Genomic DNA, 14,744 nt, shown 5'->3' with positions numbered 1-14,744 from the left:
TCTCTCATGATGCCACCCGCCCCAATTCTTTCTAGCAAAGGACGGCTTTATTGCAAGGAATGCGAAGGAGCCTCCTGGCAAACTGCATGGCGAGACGCCCCCCTCTGACCTGCCGGACAGAGGCCCAGGCGCAAACCTCTCCTCACCGCCTCACCCGCGACTTCAGCCACCTGTCGAACGCCACCGCCAGGATGAGGATCAGCCCGATCACGATGCTTTGCGTGTAGGACGAGACGTTGTTGAACTGCAGCCCGTTCTGCAGCACCCCGATCAGCGCCGCGCCGACCACCGTGCCGCCGACCGAGCCAATGCCGCCGAACAGCGAGGTGCCGCCGATGACGACGGCCGAGATCACCGTCAGCTCGTAGCCGATGCCGGCGACCGCTTCCGAGGAGTTCAGCCTGGCCGACAGCACGAAGGCGGCGAGCCCGGCGAAGAAGCCGACGATGACATAGACCGAAACCAGGATGCGGTCGACGCGCAGACCGGACAGCCGTGCCGCCTCGGCATTTCCGCCGACGGCATAGACGGCGCGGCCGTAGCGCGTGTAGCGCAGCACGATGTGGCACAGGATCGCGGCCGCCGCGAAGATCAGCGCCGGCACCGGCACCGGGCCGATCAGCCCGGTGCCGAACCAGCGCATCGAGGCGTCGAAGCCGGAGATCGGGCCGCCATTGGAGATGGTCAGCGTCAGCCCGCGAAACACCGTCAGCCCGCCCAGCGTGACGACGAACGGCGGCACTTTCAGCCGGGTGATGGCTAGGCCCTGCACGCCGCCGGCGGCCGCGCCCACCACGACGGCGGCGAGCAGGGCGGCAAACCAGCCAAACCCTTGCGTGCCCGAGGTCGACAGCGACAGCGTGTTGGCGGTGCCGCCCTTGGCGACCACCGCGGCGACCATGCCGCAAAAGGCGAGCAGCGAGCCGACCGACAGGTCGATGCCGGCGGTGAGGATGACGAAGGTCATGCCGAGCGCGATCAGTCCGGTGATCGAGATCTGCCGCGTGATGTTGAACAGGTTGATTGGGTCAATGAAGCTCGGCTTCAGCACCGTGAAGACCACCACGAGTGCCGCCAGGAACAGCAGCGGCCCGAAGCTCATCAGCAGCCGCGCGAAGTTGATGCCGCCGCGCTCGTTCTGTTCCGTCACGCTCATCGTGCCCGCCCCTCGTCCCGCATCTGCCCCTCGTCCTGCCCTGAACCTTGCTTGTCGAGCGCCATCAATTCCATCAGTTTTTCCTCATTCGCCTCGACGCCCGGCATCTGCCCGGTGATACGGCCCCGCCGCATGGTGACGATGCGGTCCGACACCGCCAGCACTTCGGGCAATTCGGACGAGATCATCATCACCGCGATGCCGCGCGCCGCCAATTGCACCAGGATCTGGTGCACCTCGGCCTTGGCGCCGACATCGACGCCGCGCGTCGGTTCGTCGACGATCAGCACTTTCGGATCGCGCGCCAGCCAGCGCGCCAGGATCACCTTCTGCTGGTTGCCTCCCGACAGGCCCTCGATCGCCTGCTCGGCAGATGCCATGCGGATCGACAGCATCTTCCTGAAACCGGACAGCGCATCGCGCTCGCGTCGCTCGGCCATGAACCCGAAACCGTTGCTGAAGCGGCCGAGCGAGGCGACGGAGAAATTCGGCAGGATGCCGAGTGCCGCAAAGATCGCCTGGTGCTTGCGGTCCTCCGGCACCAGGCCGATGCCGAGCGCGATGGCATCCGCCGGCGAGGCCGGCGCGATTTGTCTGCCGTCGAGCGTGATGGTTCCGGCAGCGATCCGGTCGGCGCCGAAAATGGCGCGCGCCAGCTCGGTACGGCCGGAGCCGACCAGGCCGGCAACGCCAAGGATCTCGCCGGCCTTGAGGTCGATGTCGACATCGTCGAGCACGATGGCGTGCGGCGCCTCGGGATCGCGCACGGTGCGCAAACCGCGCACCGACAGCACGACATCGCCGGCCACCGCGCGCTGCGCCGGCCGCGCATAAAGCTCGGAGGCCGCGCGTCCGACCATCTTCTCGATGATCCGCGGCAATTGTATCGGCCCGCCCTGGCGGTCGAGATGCCCGGCCAGCCTGCCGTCGCGCAGCACCGTCATGCGGTCGCAAATGGCGGACGCTTCTTCCAGCCGGTGGGTGACGAACATGATGGCGACCTTGTCCTGGCGCAGCCGGTCCATGATCGACAACAGCCGCTGCACCTCGGTCTCGGTCAGCGCCGAGGTCGGCTCGTCCATGATGATCAGCCGGCTTTTCAGCGACAGCGCCCGCGCGATCTCGACCAACTGCTGCTCGGCCACCGACAGCGCGGACACCGGCGTCATCGGGTCGATGGAGAGGCCAACGCGGGCGATGATATCGCGGGAATCCCGCTCCATGCGCTTCCAACTCACCAGCCCGAACGGCCCGGTCGGCGCGCGACCGATGAAAATGTTCTCCGCCACCGTCAGTGTCGGGATGAGGCTGAGTTCCTGGTAGATGGTGACGATGCCGAGCCGCTTGGCATCCTGCGGGCTCGACGGCTGGTAGTCGGCGCCATCGAAACTGATGTGCCCGCTTGAGGGCGGCATGACGCCCGACAGGATTTTGAGCAGCGTCGACTTGCCGGCGCCGTTCTCGCCAAGCAGGCCGAGGATTTCGCCGGGGCGGATGTCGAGCGAGACATCGCTGAGCGCGGTGACCCCGGAAAAATGCTTGGTGACGCCTTGGACGGCGAGCAGGACGGGCGATGCGGCTTCAGCTGGCAAGGGTGGCTCTCTCGACAAAAGTTCCTCTCGACGTCAGCGCTTGAACACCCCCCTCTGTCCTGCCGGACATCTCCCCCGCAAGGGGGGAGATTGGCTGTCCATTCCGCTTTCGCCAATTTTCAACGCCGCAAGGAGAAGGCGGACATCGATACTGCCGATCTCCCCCCTTGCGGGGGAGATGTCCGGCAGGACAGAGGGGGGTGCTGTCCCACCGGCTTACCCTAGCCTGAGAGCCTACTTCGTCTCGCTCAGCCTTTCCGCCTTGTCGAGATTGTCCTTGCCTATGACGATGGGCGTCAAGAGCACCAGCTTCTCCTTTGGCTCGGTCTTGTCCTTGGCGTAGGCGACCGCAATCTGCACGGCGGTGCGCGATTGCTTGCCGGGGAACTGTTCGACCGTGCCGGCGAGCTTGCCGTCGCGGACCGCGACCAGCGCTTCCGGAAGCGCGTCGAAGCCGTAGATCTTGACGTCGGTGAAGTTGCGCGCCGCGCACGCCTCGAGCGCGCCGAGCGCCATGTCGTCATTGGCGCAGACGATGGCGTCGGGCTTGCCGTTGGCGGCAAGCCCGGCTTCCGTCACCGACAGCGCTTCGGCGCGGGCGAAGTTGGCGGTCTGCTCGAAGACGATCTGGTACTTGTCCTTCAGCGGATCGAGGATGTTGTGCACGCCCTTGTTGCGGTCGATCGCCGGGCCGGCACCTGGCTGGCCCTGCAGATGGAACAGCTTGGCGCCATTCGGGAACGCCGCCACCATGGCGCTGGCTTCCGCCTCGCCACCCTTGACGTTGTCGGCCCCGACATGGGCGAGGATGCCCTCGACGCCGTCGACGCGGCGGTCGATCGTCACCACGGGAACGCCGGCCTTGACGGCTTCCTCGATCGCCGGCGCCAGCGCGTTGACGTCGAGCGGCGAGATGACGATGGCGTTGACCTTCTGCACCAGTGCCGCCTCGATGTCGGCGGTCTGCTTGGTGGCCGAGTTCTGGCCGTCGCTCTCGGTCAGGTTGACGCCTTGCGTGGCGGCTTCCGCCTTGATCTCGTTCAGCATGTGCACGAAGAACGGAAAGCCGAGACTGGGCACCGAGCCGAGGATGGTCAGCTTGTCCTCGGCGAACACCGAGGGCGCCGCCACCATCATGGCGCCGAAAGCCGCGGATGACAGCAGGAATTCACGTCTATTCATGGTTGATCCTCCTCCACAAGAACGCACGGCCCCGGAAACCGGGCCGGTTTCAGGAAGGATCATGCGTCGGTTCAAAGTGTTGGAGCATCCTCCTTGCGCCCGAGAACGCATGCCGCTCCAGCTGATCGCCGTAGCAAAAACTGCCTCCCATCGGCATCAGCATCGGGATGCTAACCCAGGGTCAACCATTTGTGCAACATCGATATAACAGAGTTGGCTGAGCTATTATCTGAATTGTCGGAATTTCGGATTGTCGGCATCCTGCTCCTTAGTGGCTCGAGCCGGGGGAGCGAGAGCGCGGTTTCACATCCTTTGTTGAAAGATGGCCGTTCAATGTGTATAAATACACATCAATAGGCCGACATCATCCGACTGCTGGAAGCTGAGGGCTGGTTCGAGGTTGCTCGAGGTCACCGTGCCTCACCCCAGGCGCGATATCCCGATAGGCACTCTGCGCAGCATCGAAAAGCAATCTGGACTGAAACTGAGGTGACGGACATGAAGCAGTATATCGGACTTATCCATAAGGATGCCGGCAGCGACTTCGGTGTGTCTTTCCCTGATTTCCCCGGCGTGATCACCGCCGGCAAGGATTTGGATGACGCGCGATCCATGGCTGAAGAGGCGCTGGCCCTGCATATCGAAGGGTTGGTCGAGGATGGTGATGCCATTCCGGAGCCTTCCAGTTTGGAGGCTGTGATGGCGGACGCCGATAACCGTGACGGTGTTGCAATCCTGGTCGCGGTGAAGACCGAGGCCAGGAAAACAGTGCGTATCAACGTGACGCTGCCGGACGACGTTCTGCAACGGATCGATGCCTTTGCCGAAGCCCACGGCTATACTCGATCCGGGTTTCTCGCAAAGGCGGCTGAAAAGGTGATGGAGCTTGAAATGGCCTGATGCATTCCCAAAATGACGGCGTTTTGGGGAACGACATGCACAACAACAAGGTCTGGACATCCAAAGTCCATCTCCGGAGAACCGCATGAAGCCGCAAATCATCTGCCACATGCTCGCGTCGCTCGACGGCAGCCTCCATCCGAGCCGCTACACCACCAGCCCCGATGGCACCCGGGCCGAGTGGTCGAGCCTCTACGAGCACATCCACAACGACATGGCGGGCGACGCCTGGATCGTCGGCCGCATCACCATGGCCGAGATGAGCAAGGCCGCCGCGCACCCGCCGGCTAATGCCGGCCAGGTCGACCGGCCCTATCATTTCGCGCAAGGCCACGCGGCTACCTATGCCGTGGCGCTCGATGCTTCCGGCAAGCTGCACTTTGCCAAGCCCGACATCGGCGGCGACCATGTCGTGGTGCTGCTCGGGCGCGGCGTCGCCGACAGCCATCTCGCCGAACTCGCCGCCGATGGCGTGTCCTACATCATGTCGGAAACGCCCGACATCGATCTTGCAGCCATGCTTGAGGTTCTCGGCCGCGAACTCGGCATCCGCCGGTTATTGCTGGAAGGCGGCGCCGGCATCAACGGTTCCTTCTTCGCGGCCGGGCTTGTCGATGAGCTCAGCCTTCTCGTTGCCCCTGCCATTGACGGGCGGGCGGCAAACCAGGGGTTTGTCGAGTTCGGCGAAGGCGGCCTGGCGGGCAAGATGCAATTGTCGCTCACAAGCTGCGAAGCGCTGGTGCACGGGCTCGTCCACCTGCGCTACGCCGTCAGGCCTGGCTGAAGCCGCTTCCTCAGTATTGCATCGCGTCGAGATCGGCGATCAGCGTCGGGCCGGTCGGGTGCCAGCCGAGCCGTGCCTGGGTCAGCGCGCTGGAGGCCGGCAGGTCCATGGGGGCGAACATCGCCATCCAGCCGAAATGCTCCGCCGCCTTTTCCGGCGCGATCGAAACGACAGGCAGGTTGAGGCCCCGGCCGAGCGCCTCGGCGATCGCGCGCACCTCGACACCTTCCTCGCCGACCGCATGATAGCGTGCGCCGGGCTGGCGTTTTTCAACGGCGAGCCGGTAAAGGCGCGCCGCGTCGAGCAGATGGCCGGCGGAGTAGCGATTGCGGCCCTCTCCGACATAGGCCGAGACGCCCTTCTGACGCGCCATCTCGATGAGCGGCGAGATCAGCCCCTGCTTGACCGGGTTGTGGACCTGCGGCAGGCGCACCACCGACACGTTGACGCCGGCCTCCAGCAAGGCATTGCCGGCGAGTTCGGAGGCGATGCGGGGATTGGGATGGCTCGGATTGAAGACGTCCTCGACCGCCAGTTGGCCATGTCCTGGGCTGCCCACGCCGACACCTGAGGTGATCACCAGCGGCCGGTCGGATCCGGCAAGCGCGGCGCCGAGGGCTGCGATGACGCGCCTGTCCTTTTCGCAATTCTCGACAAACCGCGAGAAATCATGGTCGAAGGCTGTGTGGATCACGGCGTCCGCCTTCGCCGCGCCGTCGCGCAGCCCCTCGGGCTCCTCGAGGGTTCCGCGATGCACTTCGGCGCCAGCGGCGGCCAGCGCCTCGGCGCCGGCATCGGAGCGGGTGACGCCGACCACCTGATGGCCCGCGCCGATGAGTTCGGGAACCAGCGCCGAACCGATGAAGCCGGTCGCGCCGGTCAAAAAGATACGCATGCAAAATCTCCTGCACAGTTGCCCGCGCAGTATCGCCGGTCTATTATTCCATTAAAGTAGTGACTTTATCCTATTATAATTGCTAACAGGATCGACCATGCCCATCAATTCCGCCGGCACGCTCGCAGCCTTCCTGAAGGACCGGCGCACCCGGCTCGACCCGGCGTCGTTCGGGTTTTCCGGGCGCCGGCGCACGCCCGGGCTGCGCCGCGAAGAAGTTGCCCAGCGCGCCAACATCAGCCCGACCTGGTACACATGGCTGGAACAGGGTCGCGGCGGCGCGCCTTCGGCCGATGTGCTGAATCGCATCGCCAAGGGGCTGATGCTGACCGAGGCCGAGCGCGAACATCTTTTCATGCTCGGGCTGGGGCGCCCGCCCGAGGTCCGCTATAACGGCGTCGAGGGCGTCAGCCCGCGCCTGCAGCGCCTCATCGACACGCTCGACGCAAGCCCGGCCCTGATCAAGACCGCCACGTGGGACGTCGTTGCCTGGAACCGCGCCGCGCAGATCGTGCTGACCGATTACGGCGCCCTGCCCGCCGGCCAGCGCAATATCCTGCGCTTCATGTTCCGCAGCCCCGCCATCCGCGAAAAGCAGCACGACTGGGAAAACCTCGCCCGTTTCGTGGTCGGATCGTTCCGGGCCGATGCGGCACGCGCCGGCGCGGTGTCCGAGGTGCGCGAACTCGTCGACGAACTTTGCAGCACTAGCCCGGAGTTTGCCGCCCTGTGGCGGGAAAACGACGTGCTCAGCCATGGCGACGGGACAAAGCGCCTGAAGCACCCGGTACTCTGCGACATCGAACTGGAATATTCGGGGTTCGCGGTCGACGGCCGGCCGGATCTGAGCCTGACCGTCTACAACCCGATCGACAGCAAGGTCGCCGACCGCATCCGTGACCTGGCGAGGCGCCTCCCGGGGCAAAAGCTGGGCGATCCCCCGCCACGATGACGCAGCGGAAGGCTTACGCTTTGCGCTGGGAACCGGCCGAGCGTGGCTGGCTGAGATGCGGGCGCCAGCCATGCACCCGGTCCCGTCCCGCGGCCTTGACGCCATAGAGCGCCTCGTCGGCGCGCCTGACAAGATCGGCGATCTCGATCGAAGCACTGCCCGCGTCGAAGGTGCCGACCCCGATGCTGACGGTAACGATGCCCTTTTCGCTGCCGGCATGCGCCAGCCCGAGATCGCGCACCTTGGTCCTGAGGTTCTCGGCGATGACGAAGGCGCCTCGCGCGTCGGTCTCGGGCAGGATGAGTGCGAACTCCTCGCCACCGTAGCGAGCCGCAGCGTCGGCCGGCCGCCGCGCCGCCGCTTCGATGCAGCGGCTGACGGCGCGCAGGCAATCATCACCGGCCGGATGGCCATAATGGTCGTTGAACCGCTTGAACCAGTCGACGTCGACGAGAAGCAGGCTGAGCGGCGTCGCGTTGCGCCTGCAGCGTGCGAACTCGCGCGCCAGCGCCTCGTCGAAGGCGCGCCGCGTCATGAGTTCGGTCAGGCCGTCGCGATGCGCCAGCAGGTTCAGCTTCTCGTTGGCCGACAGCAACGCGGCTTCGACCTGCTTGGCCTCGGTGATGTCGGAAAACACGCTGAGGCTTCCGCCATCGCCGGTCGGCCGGGTCCGCACATCGAGCCAGCGCCCGTCGGCGAGCCGGATCTGGCGGTGGCTGTCGAGTTTCTGCGAGGCCATGATGGCGGCGATCCAGTCCTCGACCGCGTCCGGCGGCGTGATCGCCTCGCCGCGCGCCGCCGAGGCGCGCAAAATATCGCGGTAGTCGGCACCGGGCACCCGTATGTCGGCCGTCTTCGGAAACATGGAGCGGTAGCGGGCGTTGCAAAGCAGCAGCCTGCCATCCGGGTCGAACATCACCAGCCCATCGGCCATGTGCGTCAGGGCGTCTCCGAGCCTCGCCTGGCTCGCCGCCAGTTCGTTCTCGAGCTGCTTGCGCGCGGTGATGTCGCGGTTGTGCGTGATCAGGCCGACGATCGCTCCGGCCTTGTCGCGAAACGGCGCTTTCAAGGTCGCCAGCCAGCCATCGGTGCCGTCCTCATGGTGAAGGCGCTGTTCGATCGTGGACGAGACGCCAGCGGCCAGGACGGCAAGCTCGTCCTCGCGGAATCCCTGCGCCGTCTCGCGCGGGTAGAAGTCGAAATCGGTCTTGCCGATCAGCGCCTTGGCGTCCGTCGAATGCATCAGTTCGGCCGTTGCCGGATTGGCGACGATGAACCGTCCGTCGAGATCCTTCACATTGAGGCAATCGGGCAGTGTCTCGACCACGGCCTTGAAGATGCGCCGGGATTGCAGCGCTTCGATGCGACGCCGCTCCTGGTAGAGCGTAAGCCCCGACAACGCCACCGAGACGAAGATGAGAAGGGTCGAGGGGAAAACCACCTTCGGCAGGACGGCTTGTATGACGGACTGCGGCAGCATGCTGAGGCCAAGCAGCGATCCGCACGCGGTCGCGGCGCCCAGGATCATGATGTCGACCATGCCGGGCGAACGCCCCTTCAGGGCAAGGTTGCCGGCAACGCCGATCAGCATGGTGGCCGCGATCCCCACCGCACCGGCAAACGCGCCGATGCCGCCCTCGAAGGTCCGGAAGGCACCGGCCATGACGCCGGCGACGATGCCGGCTATAGGACCGCCGAAAAAGCCGGCAACGGCAATCATCGTCGCCCTGAGATCGACCAGGATGCCCGGCTGCAGCTGCATGGGGATCAGCATCAGGATGATGGCGCCAGTGCCCATCAAGAGGCCGAAAGCCGCGGCCTTCGCCGCGGCCGGCCTGCGGTCCAGCCACACATGCGTGTGGATCCAGACCGAAACGAACATCGCAACGACCGCGAGATTGGCCAGCAATTCGGACCAGGGCGAACCCATTGCACGCCTTTCCTGTCACCGGGCTTTCGCCGTGTCGCCTCTTCGATAGGCTCTCAATGACAACAAAGTGTTACGGTGGGCATTGGACCTGTGGTCTGCGAACAAATCGTCGCTTTCGATTTTACGTCGACATCAAGCTGCGCTGTTTTCTCATCCATCAACCGATCGGCCGAGACGGAGATTCCACTGTGGTGCGGCGCAGGATGGCTTCAGCCGCGAGGGCTTGCTCCTCCACGTGGCAAGCGAGGTGCGGGTTTCGGAGAGCTGGGTAACGGCCTGCTCGACCCTTTGTGTCTTGCCGCGCTCGGGCATAACATAATCTGCCATCAATACTGTCCGCTAAGATTGAACGTACTGAGGATAGCCAAATCCGCTTCCGACAGGAGGGATGCGTCGCAATCAGGGATCAGCCCCTTCGACGCATCCCTGAATCGATATCGCGGGACGAAAGCTTCGCTTTTTTCCGATGTGGCCGTCCAGGTGGCGGGGGCGGCGTGCACACACGTCTGGAAAGCAATCATGCGCGCCCATTTCTGGGCCATGTCGTCGCCCGCATACCCTTTCAAGACAAAGAACCCGTCGCATGTCGTCTTGAGGCAATACAGAAGTCTATCGAAATACCCGGTGAAGTATCTCTGGACAAAATCACGAGCGTCCACCTGCCGGCTGACGCTGAGTTTTTCGAGAATCGCTATCATTTCCCGGTGTATTTCAAGACAATGGGTCCGATCGTCCCCCCAGGTCGTATTCTGGGCACTTCTTTACATATGCGCCTATCCCGCCTTGATCTAAAAGAAGATACGAAATGTGATCGATGGTTACCGCGCCCGCGGTCGAAGTAAGATCTTCGGCCGCCGCGGCCCCGGGCAGGACAACACCGCTCATCCCACCGACCAGCACATAGACCGCGAAGATAGCCGCATATGATTTCATTCGCTGGCCCGTGGCTGATCCTGCACGCCATGCCTTTCGAGCGCCATGCCAAATCCGAGTTCCGGCGCAAACCGCGCACAACACTAATTTAGACTAAGATAATTGCCTGAACTACGAATTTATTTTCATACTGGACAGAAAAAATGGAGATTACAAGATAGAATTCCGTCAAGACACTTGATGCGTTCAGAACAGTCGGTATTTCTATTAATTTTATGCAATGTGTCAGCGATGCCCACCGGTTCGACCAATATGCACCTGAGCGCGCCTCGGCCGGTGTCACTTAGCCTCTGGGCGTCATCCCCAGATCACCCCCACCGCATCGTTCCGACAAAATCGATGAACGCCCGCAGCGGCGCCGGCGTCAGGCGGCGGCCGGGATAGTAGAGGAACGGGCCGGAAAATTCCTGCCACCAGGGCTCCAGCACAGGCTCCAGCCGGCCATCGTCGAAATAGGGGCGCAGCCAGTCCTCGAACAGCGAGACGATGCCGCCGCCGGCGACCGCCACCTCGAGCGCAAGGGCCATTGCCGTGCCGGTGCTGACCAAAAGCGGGCCGGTCGGTTCGACGCTCACCAGCTCGCCGTCGCGTTCGAACTCCCAGGCCGGCGTCAGGCCGCTGGCGAAGCGGCCGCGCAGGCAGGCGTGGGCGAGCAGGTCGCGCGGATGGCCGGGCCGGCCGCGCCGATCGAGATAGGCCGAAGCGGCGNCTTCCATGCGGATGTCGGGATAGGCGGCGAGGAAAGGCGGCAACAGGCGCGGCAGCACCAGCTTCGCCGCGACGACCGGCACGTTGAGCCGCAGCGTGCCGGCCGGGCGGCCGCGAAACCCGTTGACCACGTCGAGCGCCGCCTCGACTTCGCCCAGCGCCGGGCCTAGCCGCTCCAGCAGGCGCGCGCCGGCCTCGGTGGGAGCGACGCTGCGCGTGGTGCGATTGAGGAGCCGGACGCCAAGCTCGGTCTCCAGCCGCCGCACCGTCTCGGAGAGGCTGGAAGCGCTGACGCCGCCCACCCTGGCCGCCTCGCGAAAACCGCCGGCGCGCGCCACTGCCATGAACGCCTGGAGGTCTCCCAGATCCGTCGCCATTGTTCGCTTCTCCGTACAGGCTGTGCCGATTGCACCATATTATCGTGCAGGTGCGCTCTGTCTACATTGGGCCGATCCAAAGGAGATGAGACCATGACCAACATCAGCAAGGCCGGAACCTTCAAGCTCGGCGACCGCACTGTGAAGCGCCTCGGCTATGGCGCCATGCAACTGGCCGGACCCGGCGTCTTCGGCCCGCCGAAGGACCGTGACGCGGCAGTGGCCGTGTTGCGCGAGGCAATCGCCAGCGGCGTCGACCATATCGACACATCGGATTTCTACGGCCCGCACGTCACCAACCAGATCATTCGCGAGGCGCTGCACCCCTACCCGGCCAACCTCACCATCGTCACCAAGGTCAGTGCCCGGCGCGGCGCCGATGCATCGTGGATCCCCGCAATGTCACCGCAGGAGCTGACGCAGGCCGTGCACGACAATCTGCGTAATCTCGGGCTGGAAATTCTCGACGTCGTGAACCTGCGCTCCATGCATGGCATTCACGGACCGGCGGAAGGGTCGCTCGAACCACAGCTGAACACACTCGCAGAACTGCAGCGCCAAGGCTTGATACGCCATATCGGCATGAGCAACGTCACATCGGCCCAGATCGCACAGGGACGCAGCATGATCGACATCGTCTGCGTGCAGAACCAGTACAACATTGCGCACCGCGAGGATGACGCGCTGATCGACGAGCTTGCCGTGGCAGGCATCGCCTATGTGCCGTTCTTCCCGCTCGGCGGCTTCACGCCGCTGCAATCGGACACGCTCGCCAATGTCGCCAGGAAACTCGGCGCAACCCCGATGCAGGTGGCGCTCGCCTGGCTGTTGCGCCGCGCGCCCAACATCCTGCTCATCCCCGGCACCTCCTCGGTCGGCCATCTCCGCGAGAACCTCGCCGCCGCCGAACTGGAGCTGCCGGCCGACGCGCTTGCCGTGCTGAACGGTATAGCGGACGAGAAGGCAGCCGCCTGAGGCGGTTCGACCCGCGCCACTTGCGAAGCCGCCGCTGCCCGTGGCATCTGTCCGGCACAACGGACGATCCACACCAGCATGGCTTCACGACGACCACCACAGCCCACCAACCCGGGCAAGCTGCCCAAACCGCCCACCGGTAAACCGTTGGGCGTCAGCCTCAACCGCGCGCTGTCAAAACTCGGCCTGTGCTCGCGCACACAGGCCGAGCTGCTGATCGCGGAGGGCCGCGTGCGCGTCGGCGGCAAGGTGGTGCGCGATGCTTCCGCGCGCGTCGACCTGAATCGCGATAGCATCGTCGTGGACGGTGAAAAGGTGATCGCCGAGCGTAAGGTCTACGTCATGCTCAACAAGCCGCGCGGGCTGGTCACCACCCGCGACGATCCGCAACAGCGCGACACCGTCTACGCTCGCCTGGAAGGGCTCGACCTGCCCTTCGTCTCGCCGGTCGGCCGCCTCGACAAAGCGAGCGAGGGGCTGCTGTTGATGACCAACGACACGCGCTTCGCCAACCGGCTGATGGACCCGGCCTCGCATCTGCCCAAGACCTATCACGTGCAGGTCGCCACGGTGCCCGACGCGGCGATGCTGGAGACGTTGCGAGCCGGCGCCACTGTCGACGGCGAGATCCTGACCGCCAATTCGATCGACCTTCTGCGCAGCGGCGGCCGCACCGCCTGGCTGGAGGTCGTACTCGACGAAGGCCGCAACCGCCACATTCGCCGCCTGCTCGCCGCCCACGGCATCGAGGTTCTGCGCCTCATCCGCATCGCCATCGGCCGCTTGCCACTGGGCGACCTTGCCAAGGGTACGGCACGGCATTTGACGGCGGAGGAGTTGGCGTTGCTGGGTGGGTGAGCGAACGGGCCGGAGGCAACGCCCTGTGGCCCCCCTCTGTCCTGCCGGACATCTCCCCCACTTGGGGGGAGATCGGCAGCTCGATCGCCGGCTCTCCTCCTGCAACGTCGAAGATTAGCGAAGGCCCCGATGACATCCAATCTCCCCCCTCGTGGGGGAGATGTCCGGCAGGACAGAGAGGGGCGCCATAGAGCTCGACGGCGCGTACCGGATTCTCAGAAAAAATTTCGTCCCCCCCGATGATTCCCACCCCTCCGCGCTGTCTTCACCTACAGGCGCCGGAATCCTCCGGGCCGGTAGAAGCGAGGTGATCCATGGGATCGTTGAAAGGTCAAAATGTCGTCGTGGTCGGAGGCAGCCGGGGTGTCGGCCGCTCGATCGTGGAAGCTGCGCTCGTTGAAGGAGCGACCGTCCTCGCCGTCGCCCGCGGGCTGGCCGCCCTGAAGGAACTCTCCTGGGAAGCGTCGGGCGTCAAGACGCTTGCGACCGACGCCACGCAGGACACCGCGCCCGACGCGGTGTTCGCCGCCATGCAGCCGGACGTGCTGGTGATCTCGGCCGGTGCCTTCGCTGCGTCGGCGTCCATCCAGGACCAGAGCTGGAGTGACTTCTCGGCGAATTGGGAGACGGACGTCAAGGCTTCGTTCCTGTTCTGCAGGGCAGCGCTGCGGGGCAGGCTGAAGCCGGGCTGCCGCGTCGTGCTGATCTCCAGCGGCGCCGCATTCAGCGGCGGCCCGCCGAACTCCGGCGGCTATTCCGGCGCCAAGTGCATGCAGATGTTCCTGGCCGCCCACAGCCAGAAGGAAGCGGATCGGCTGGGTCTTGGCATGCGCTTCATGGCGCTGGCGCCGATGCGCATCATGGCCGGCACCGGCGTCGGCGAGCGCGGAATATCCAGCATCTCGGCCTATCTCGGCATCAGCCCGGCGGATTTCCTGGCCAGCCTGAGCGATATGCAGACGCCAGCCGATGTCGGACGCGCCGTGGTCGCGCTTGCCGGCGGCAAGCGGCAAGGCACTGCCTTCACGGTGAGCGGCAGCGGCCTTGCAGAGGCGGCATGACACGCGCAGGATGCCAGGCGAATTCCCGCAAATTCCGCACGGCAGGCTCGCCATGACAGACGCTCCCGGTCCGCTTGAGCCGTTGGGCCCGACAGACCGGCCGATCCTCGATCGGCCGGTCTTCGAGCGCCTGACCATGGCCCACCGCCGCGAGCTGAAGCTGCATTGCTACCGGATGATGGGCTCGCTGCACGAGGCCGACGATCTCGTCCAGGAGACGTTCCTCAAGGCATGGCGCGGCCGCGCGCAATTCGGCGGGCGCGGCTCGCCGCGCGGCTGGCTCTATACGATCGCGACCAACGCCTGCCTCAATGCCATCAAGGCGCGGGCCACGGCGCATCGCATTCTCGAAGAGCCCGCACGGCCGCCGACCGAGGGGCGTGCCGCTGCCGGGCCGGCGGCCGAGCTTTCCTGGCTGGAGCCCTACCCCGACGCCGAGCT

Annotated in this window: 14 protein-coding genes and 1 pseudogene; 8 read left to right on the top strand and 7 right to left on the bottom strand. The window is 65.0% G+C overall.

The window, feature by feature from the left end; translation table 11 throughout:
- Positions 1–142: 142 nt before the first annotated feature.
- The 3 genes from X743_RS148530 to X743_RS148540 all read right to left on the bottom strand — a co-directional run bounded on the left by X743_RS148530 (position 143) and on the right by X743_RS148540 (position 3,930).
- Positions 143–1,156 carry an ABC transporter permease gene (locus tag X743_RS148530; protein WP_013894283.1) on the bottom strand — a complete coding sequence of 338 codons (1,014 nt, stop codon included), beginning with the start codon at positions 1,154–1,156 and terminating at the stop codon, positions 143–145.
- Entirely contained in the window at positions 1,153–2,748 is a 1,596-nt protein-coding gene (locus X743_RS148535) for a sugar ABC transporter ATP-binding protein (RefSeq protein WP_023767149.1), read from the bottom strand. Before X743_RS148535 ends, X743_RS148530 begins: the two co-directional genes overlap by 4 nt.
- Positions 2,749–2,982: 234 nt before the next feature.
- Positions 2,983–3,930, bottom strand: coding sequence for a substrate-binding domain-containing protein (locus X743_RS148540; protein ID WP_023767148.1), 948 nt, complete (start codon positions 3,928–3,930; stop codon positions 2,983–2,985).
- 363 nt (positions 3,931–4,293) lie between these two features.
- Here X743_RS148540 and X743_RS1000000172255 point away from each other — a divergent pair.
- The 3 genes and pseudogenes from X743_RS1000000172255 (at position 4,294) to X743_RS148550 (ending at position 5,614) form a co-directional block, all read left to right on the top strand.
- Positions 4,294–4,423, top strand: a pseudogene (locus X743_RS1000000172255) (type II toxin-antitoxin system HicA family toxin).
- Between the two features lie 5 nt (positions 4,424–4,428).
- The gene (locus X743_RS148545) at positions 4,429–4,830 is read left to right on the top strand and encodes a type II toxin-antitoxin system HicB family antitoxin (RefSeq protein ID WP_023767147.1); all 402 of its coding nucleotides are present in this window, start codon (positions 4,429–4,431) and stop codon (positions 4,828–4,830) included.
- An 85-nt stretch (positions 4,831–4,915) separates the two neighbouring features.
- Entirely contained in the window at positions 4,916–5,614 is a 699-nt protein-coding gene (locus X743_RS148550; protein ID WP_023767146.1) for a RibD family protein, read from the top strand.
- Between the two features lie 10 nt (positions 5,615–5,624).
- Here X743_RS148550 and X743_RS148555 read toward each other — a convergent pair whose 3' ends face one another.
- The gene (locus X743_RS148555; RefSeq protein ID WP_023767145.1) at positions 5,625–6,509 is read right to left on the bottom strand and encodes an SDR family oxidoreductase; all 885 of its coding nucleotides are present in this window, start codon (positions 6,507–6,509) and stop codon (positions 5,625–5,627) included.
- A 97-nt stretch (positions 6,510–6,606) separates the two neighbouring features.
- On the opposite strand from X743_RS148555, the gene X743_RS148560 reads away from it, so the two are divergent.
- A complete protein-coding gene (locus X743_RS148560) occupies positions 6,607–7,461 on the top strand; it encodes a helix-turn-helix transcriptional regulator (protein ID WP_023767144.1) in 855 nt (284 codons plus the stop codon).
- A gap of 13 nt (positions 7,462–7,474) precedes the next feature.
- Here X743_RS148560 and X743_RS148565 read toward each other — a convergent pair whose 3' ends face one another.
- From X743_RS148565 to X743_RS148580, 3 genes are all read right to left on the bottom strand, one after another.
- Positions 7,475–9,391 carry a diguanylate cyclase gene (locus tag X743_RS148565; protein ID WP_023767143.1) on the bottom strand — a complete coding sequence of 639 codons (1,917 nt, stop codon included), beginning with the start codon at positions 9,389–9,391 and terminating at the stop codon, positions 7,475–7,477.
- A 326-nt stretch (positions 9,392–9,717) separates the two neighbouring features.
- Positions 9,718–10,089 (bottom strand): hypothetical protein, encoded by a 372-nt coding sequence (locus tag X743_RS148570; protein WP_023767142.1) that lies wholly within the window; start codon positions 10,087–10,089, stop codon positions 9,718–9,720.
- Between the two features lie 543 nt (positions 10,090–10,632).
- The gene (locus X743_RS148580; RefSeq protein WP_023767140.1) at positions 10,633–11,409 is read right to left on the bottom strand and encodes a LysR family transcriptional regulator; all 777 of its coding nucleotides are present in this window, start codon (positions 11,407–11,409) and stop codon (positions 10,633–10,635) included.
- 93 nt (positions 11,410–11,502) lie between these two features.
- Between X743_RS148580 and X743_RS148585 the strand changes: the two genes are divergently transcribed.
- The 4 genes from X743_RS148585 to X743_RS148600 form a co-directional block, all read left to right on the top strand.
- Positions 11,503–12,384 (top strand): aldo/keto reductase family oxidoreductase, encoded by an 882-nt coding sequence (locus X743_RS148585; protein WP_023767139.1) that lies wholly within the window; start codon positions 11,503–11,505, stop codon positions 12,382–12,384.
- 78 nt (positions 12,385–12,462) lie between these two features.
- The gene (locus tag X743_RS148590; protein WP_031257964.1) at positions 12,463–13,242 is read left to right on the top strand and encodes a pseudouridine synthase; all 780 of its coding nucleotides are present in this window, start codon (positions 12,463–12,465) and stop codon (positions 13,240–13,242) included.
- A 314-nt stretch (positions 13,243–13,556) separates the two neighbouring features.
- Entirely contained in the window at positions 13,557–14,303 is a 747-nt protein-coding gene (locus X743_RS148595; protein ID WP_023767137.1) for an SDR family NAD(P)-dependent oxidoreductase, read from the top strand.
- A 52-nt stretch (positions 14,304–14,355) separates the two neighbouring features.
- A partial coding sequence (locus X743_RS148600) for a sigma factor (protein ID WP_032923260.1) occupies positions 14,356–14,744 on the top strand: 389 nt, incomplete at its 3' end.

The sequence above is a fragment of the Mesorhizobium sp. LNHC232B00 genome, from assembly GCF_000502435.1.
In the GTDB taxonomy this organism is placed as follows: Bacteria; Pseudomonadota; Alphaproteobacteria; order Rhizobiales; family Rhizobiaceae; genus Mesorhizobium; species Mesorhizobium opportunistum.
Note: the sequence above shows the minus strand (reverse complement) of the source record. Positions and strands in the feature narration are given on the sequence as shown.

Excerpts from the sequence above, each read along its gene's own strand:
- X743_RS148570 (WP_023767142.1), bottom strand. The coding sequence starts at position 10,089 with ATGATAGCGATTCTCGAAAAACTCAGCGTCAGCCGGCAGGTGGACGCT.
- X743_RS148560 (WP_023767144.1), top strand. The coding sequence starts at position 6,607 with ATGCCCATCAATTCCGCCGGCACGCTCGCAGCCTTCCTGAAGGACCGG.
- X743_RS148595 (WP_023767137.1), top strand. The coding sequence starts at position 13,557 with ATGGGATCGTTGAAAGGTCAAAATGTCGTCGTGGTCGGAGGCAGCCGG.
- X743_RS148585 (WP_023767139.1), top strand. The coding sequence starts at position 11,503 with ATGACCAACATCAGCAAGGCCGGAACCTTCAAGCTCGGCGACCGCACT.
- X743_RS148590 (WP_031257964.1), top strand. The coding sequence starts at position 12,463 with ATGGCTTCACGACGACCACCACAGCCCACCAACCCGGGCAAGCTGCCC.
- X743_RS148555 (WP_023767145.1), bottom strand. The coding sequence starts at position 6,509 with ATGCGTATCTTTTTGACCGGCGCGACCGGCTTCATCGGTTCGGCGCTG.
- X743_RS148550 (WP_023767146.1), top strand. The coding sequence starts at position 4,916 with ATGAAGCCGCAAATCATCTGCCACATGCTCGCGTCGCTCGACGGCAGC.
- X743_RS148540 (WP_023767148.1), bottom strand. The coding sequence starts at position 3,930 with ATGAATAGACGTGAATTCCTGCTGTCATCCGCGGCTTTCGGCGCCATG.
- X743_RS148530 (WP_013894283.1), bottom strand. The coding sequence starts at position 1,156 with ATGAGCGTGACGGAACAGAACGAGCGCGGCGGCATCAACTTCGCGCGG.
- X743_RS148565 (WP_023767143.1), bottom strand. The coding sequence starts at position 9,391 with ATGGGTTCGCCCTGGTCCGAATTGCTGGCCAATCTCGCGGTCGTTGCG.
- X743_RS148545 (WP_023767147.1), top strand. The coding sequence starts at position 4,429 with ATGAAGCAGTATATCGGACTTATCCATAAGGATGCCGGCAGCGACTTC.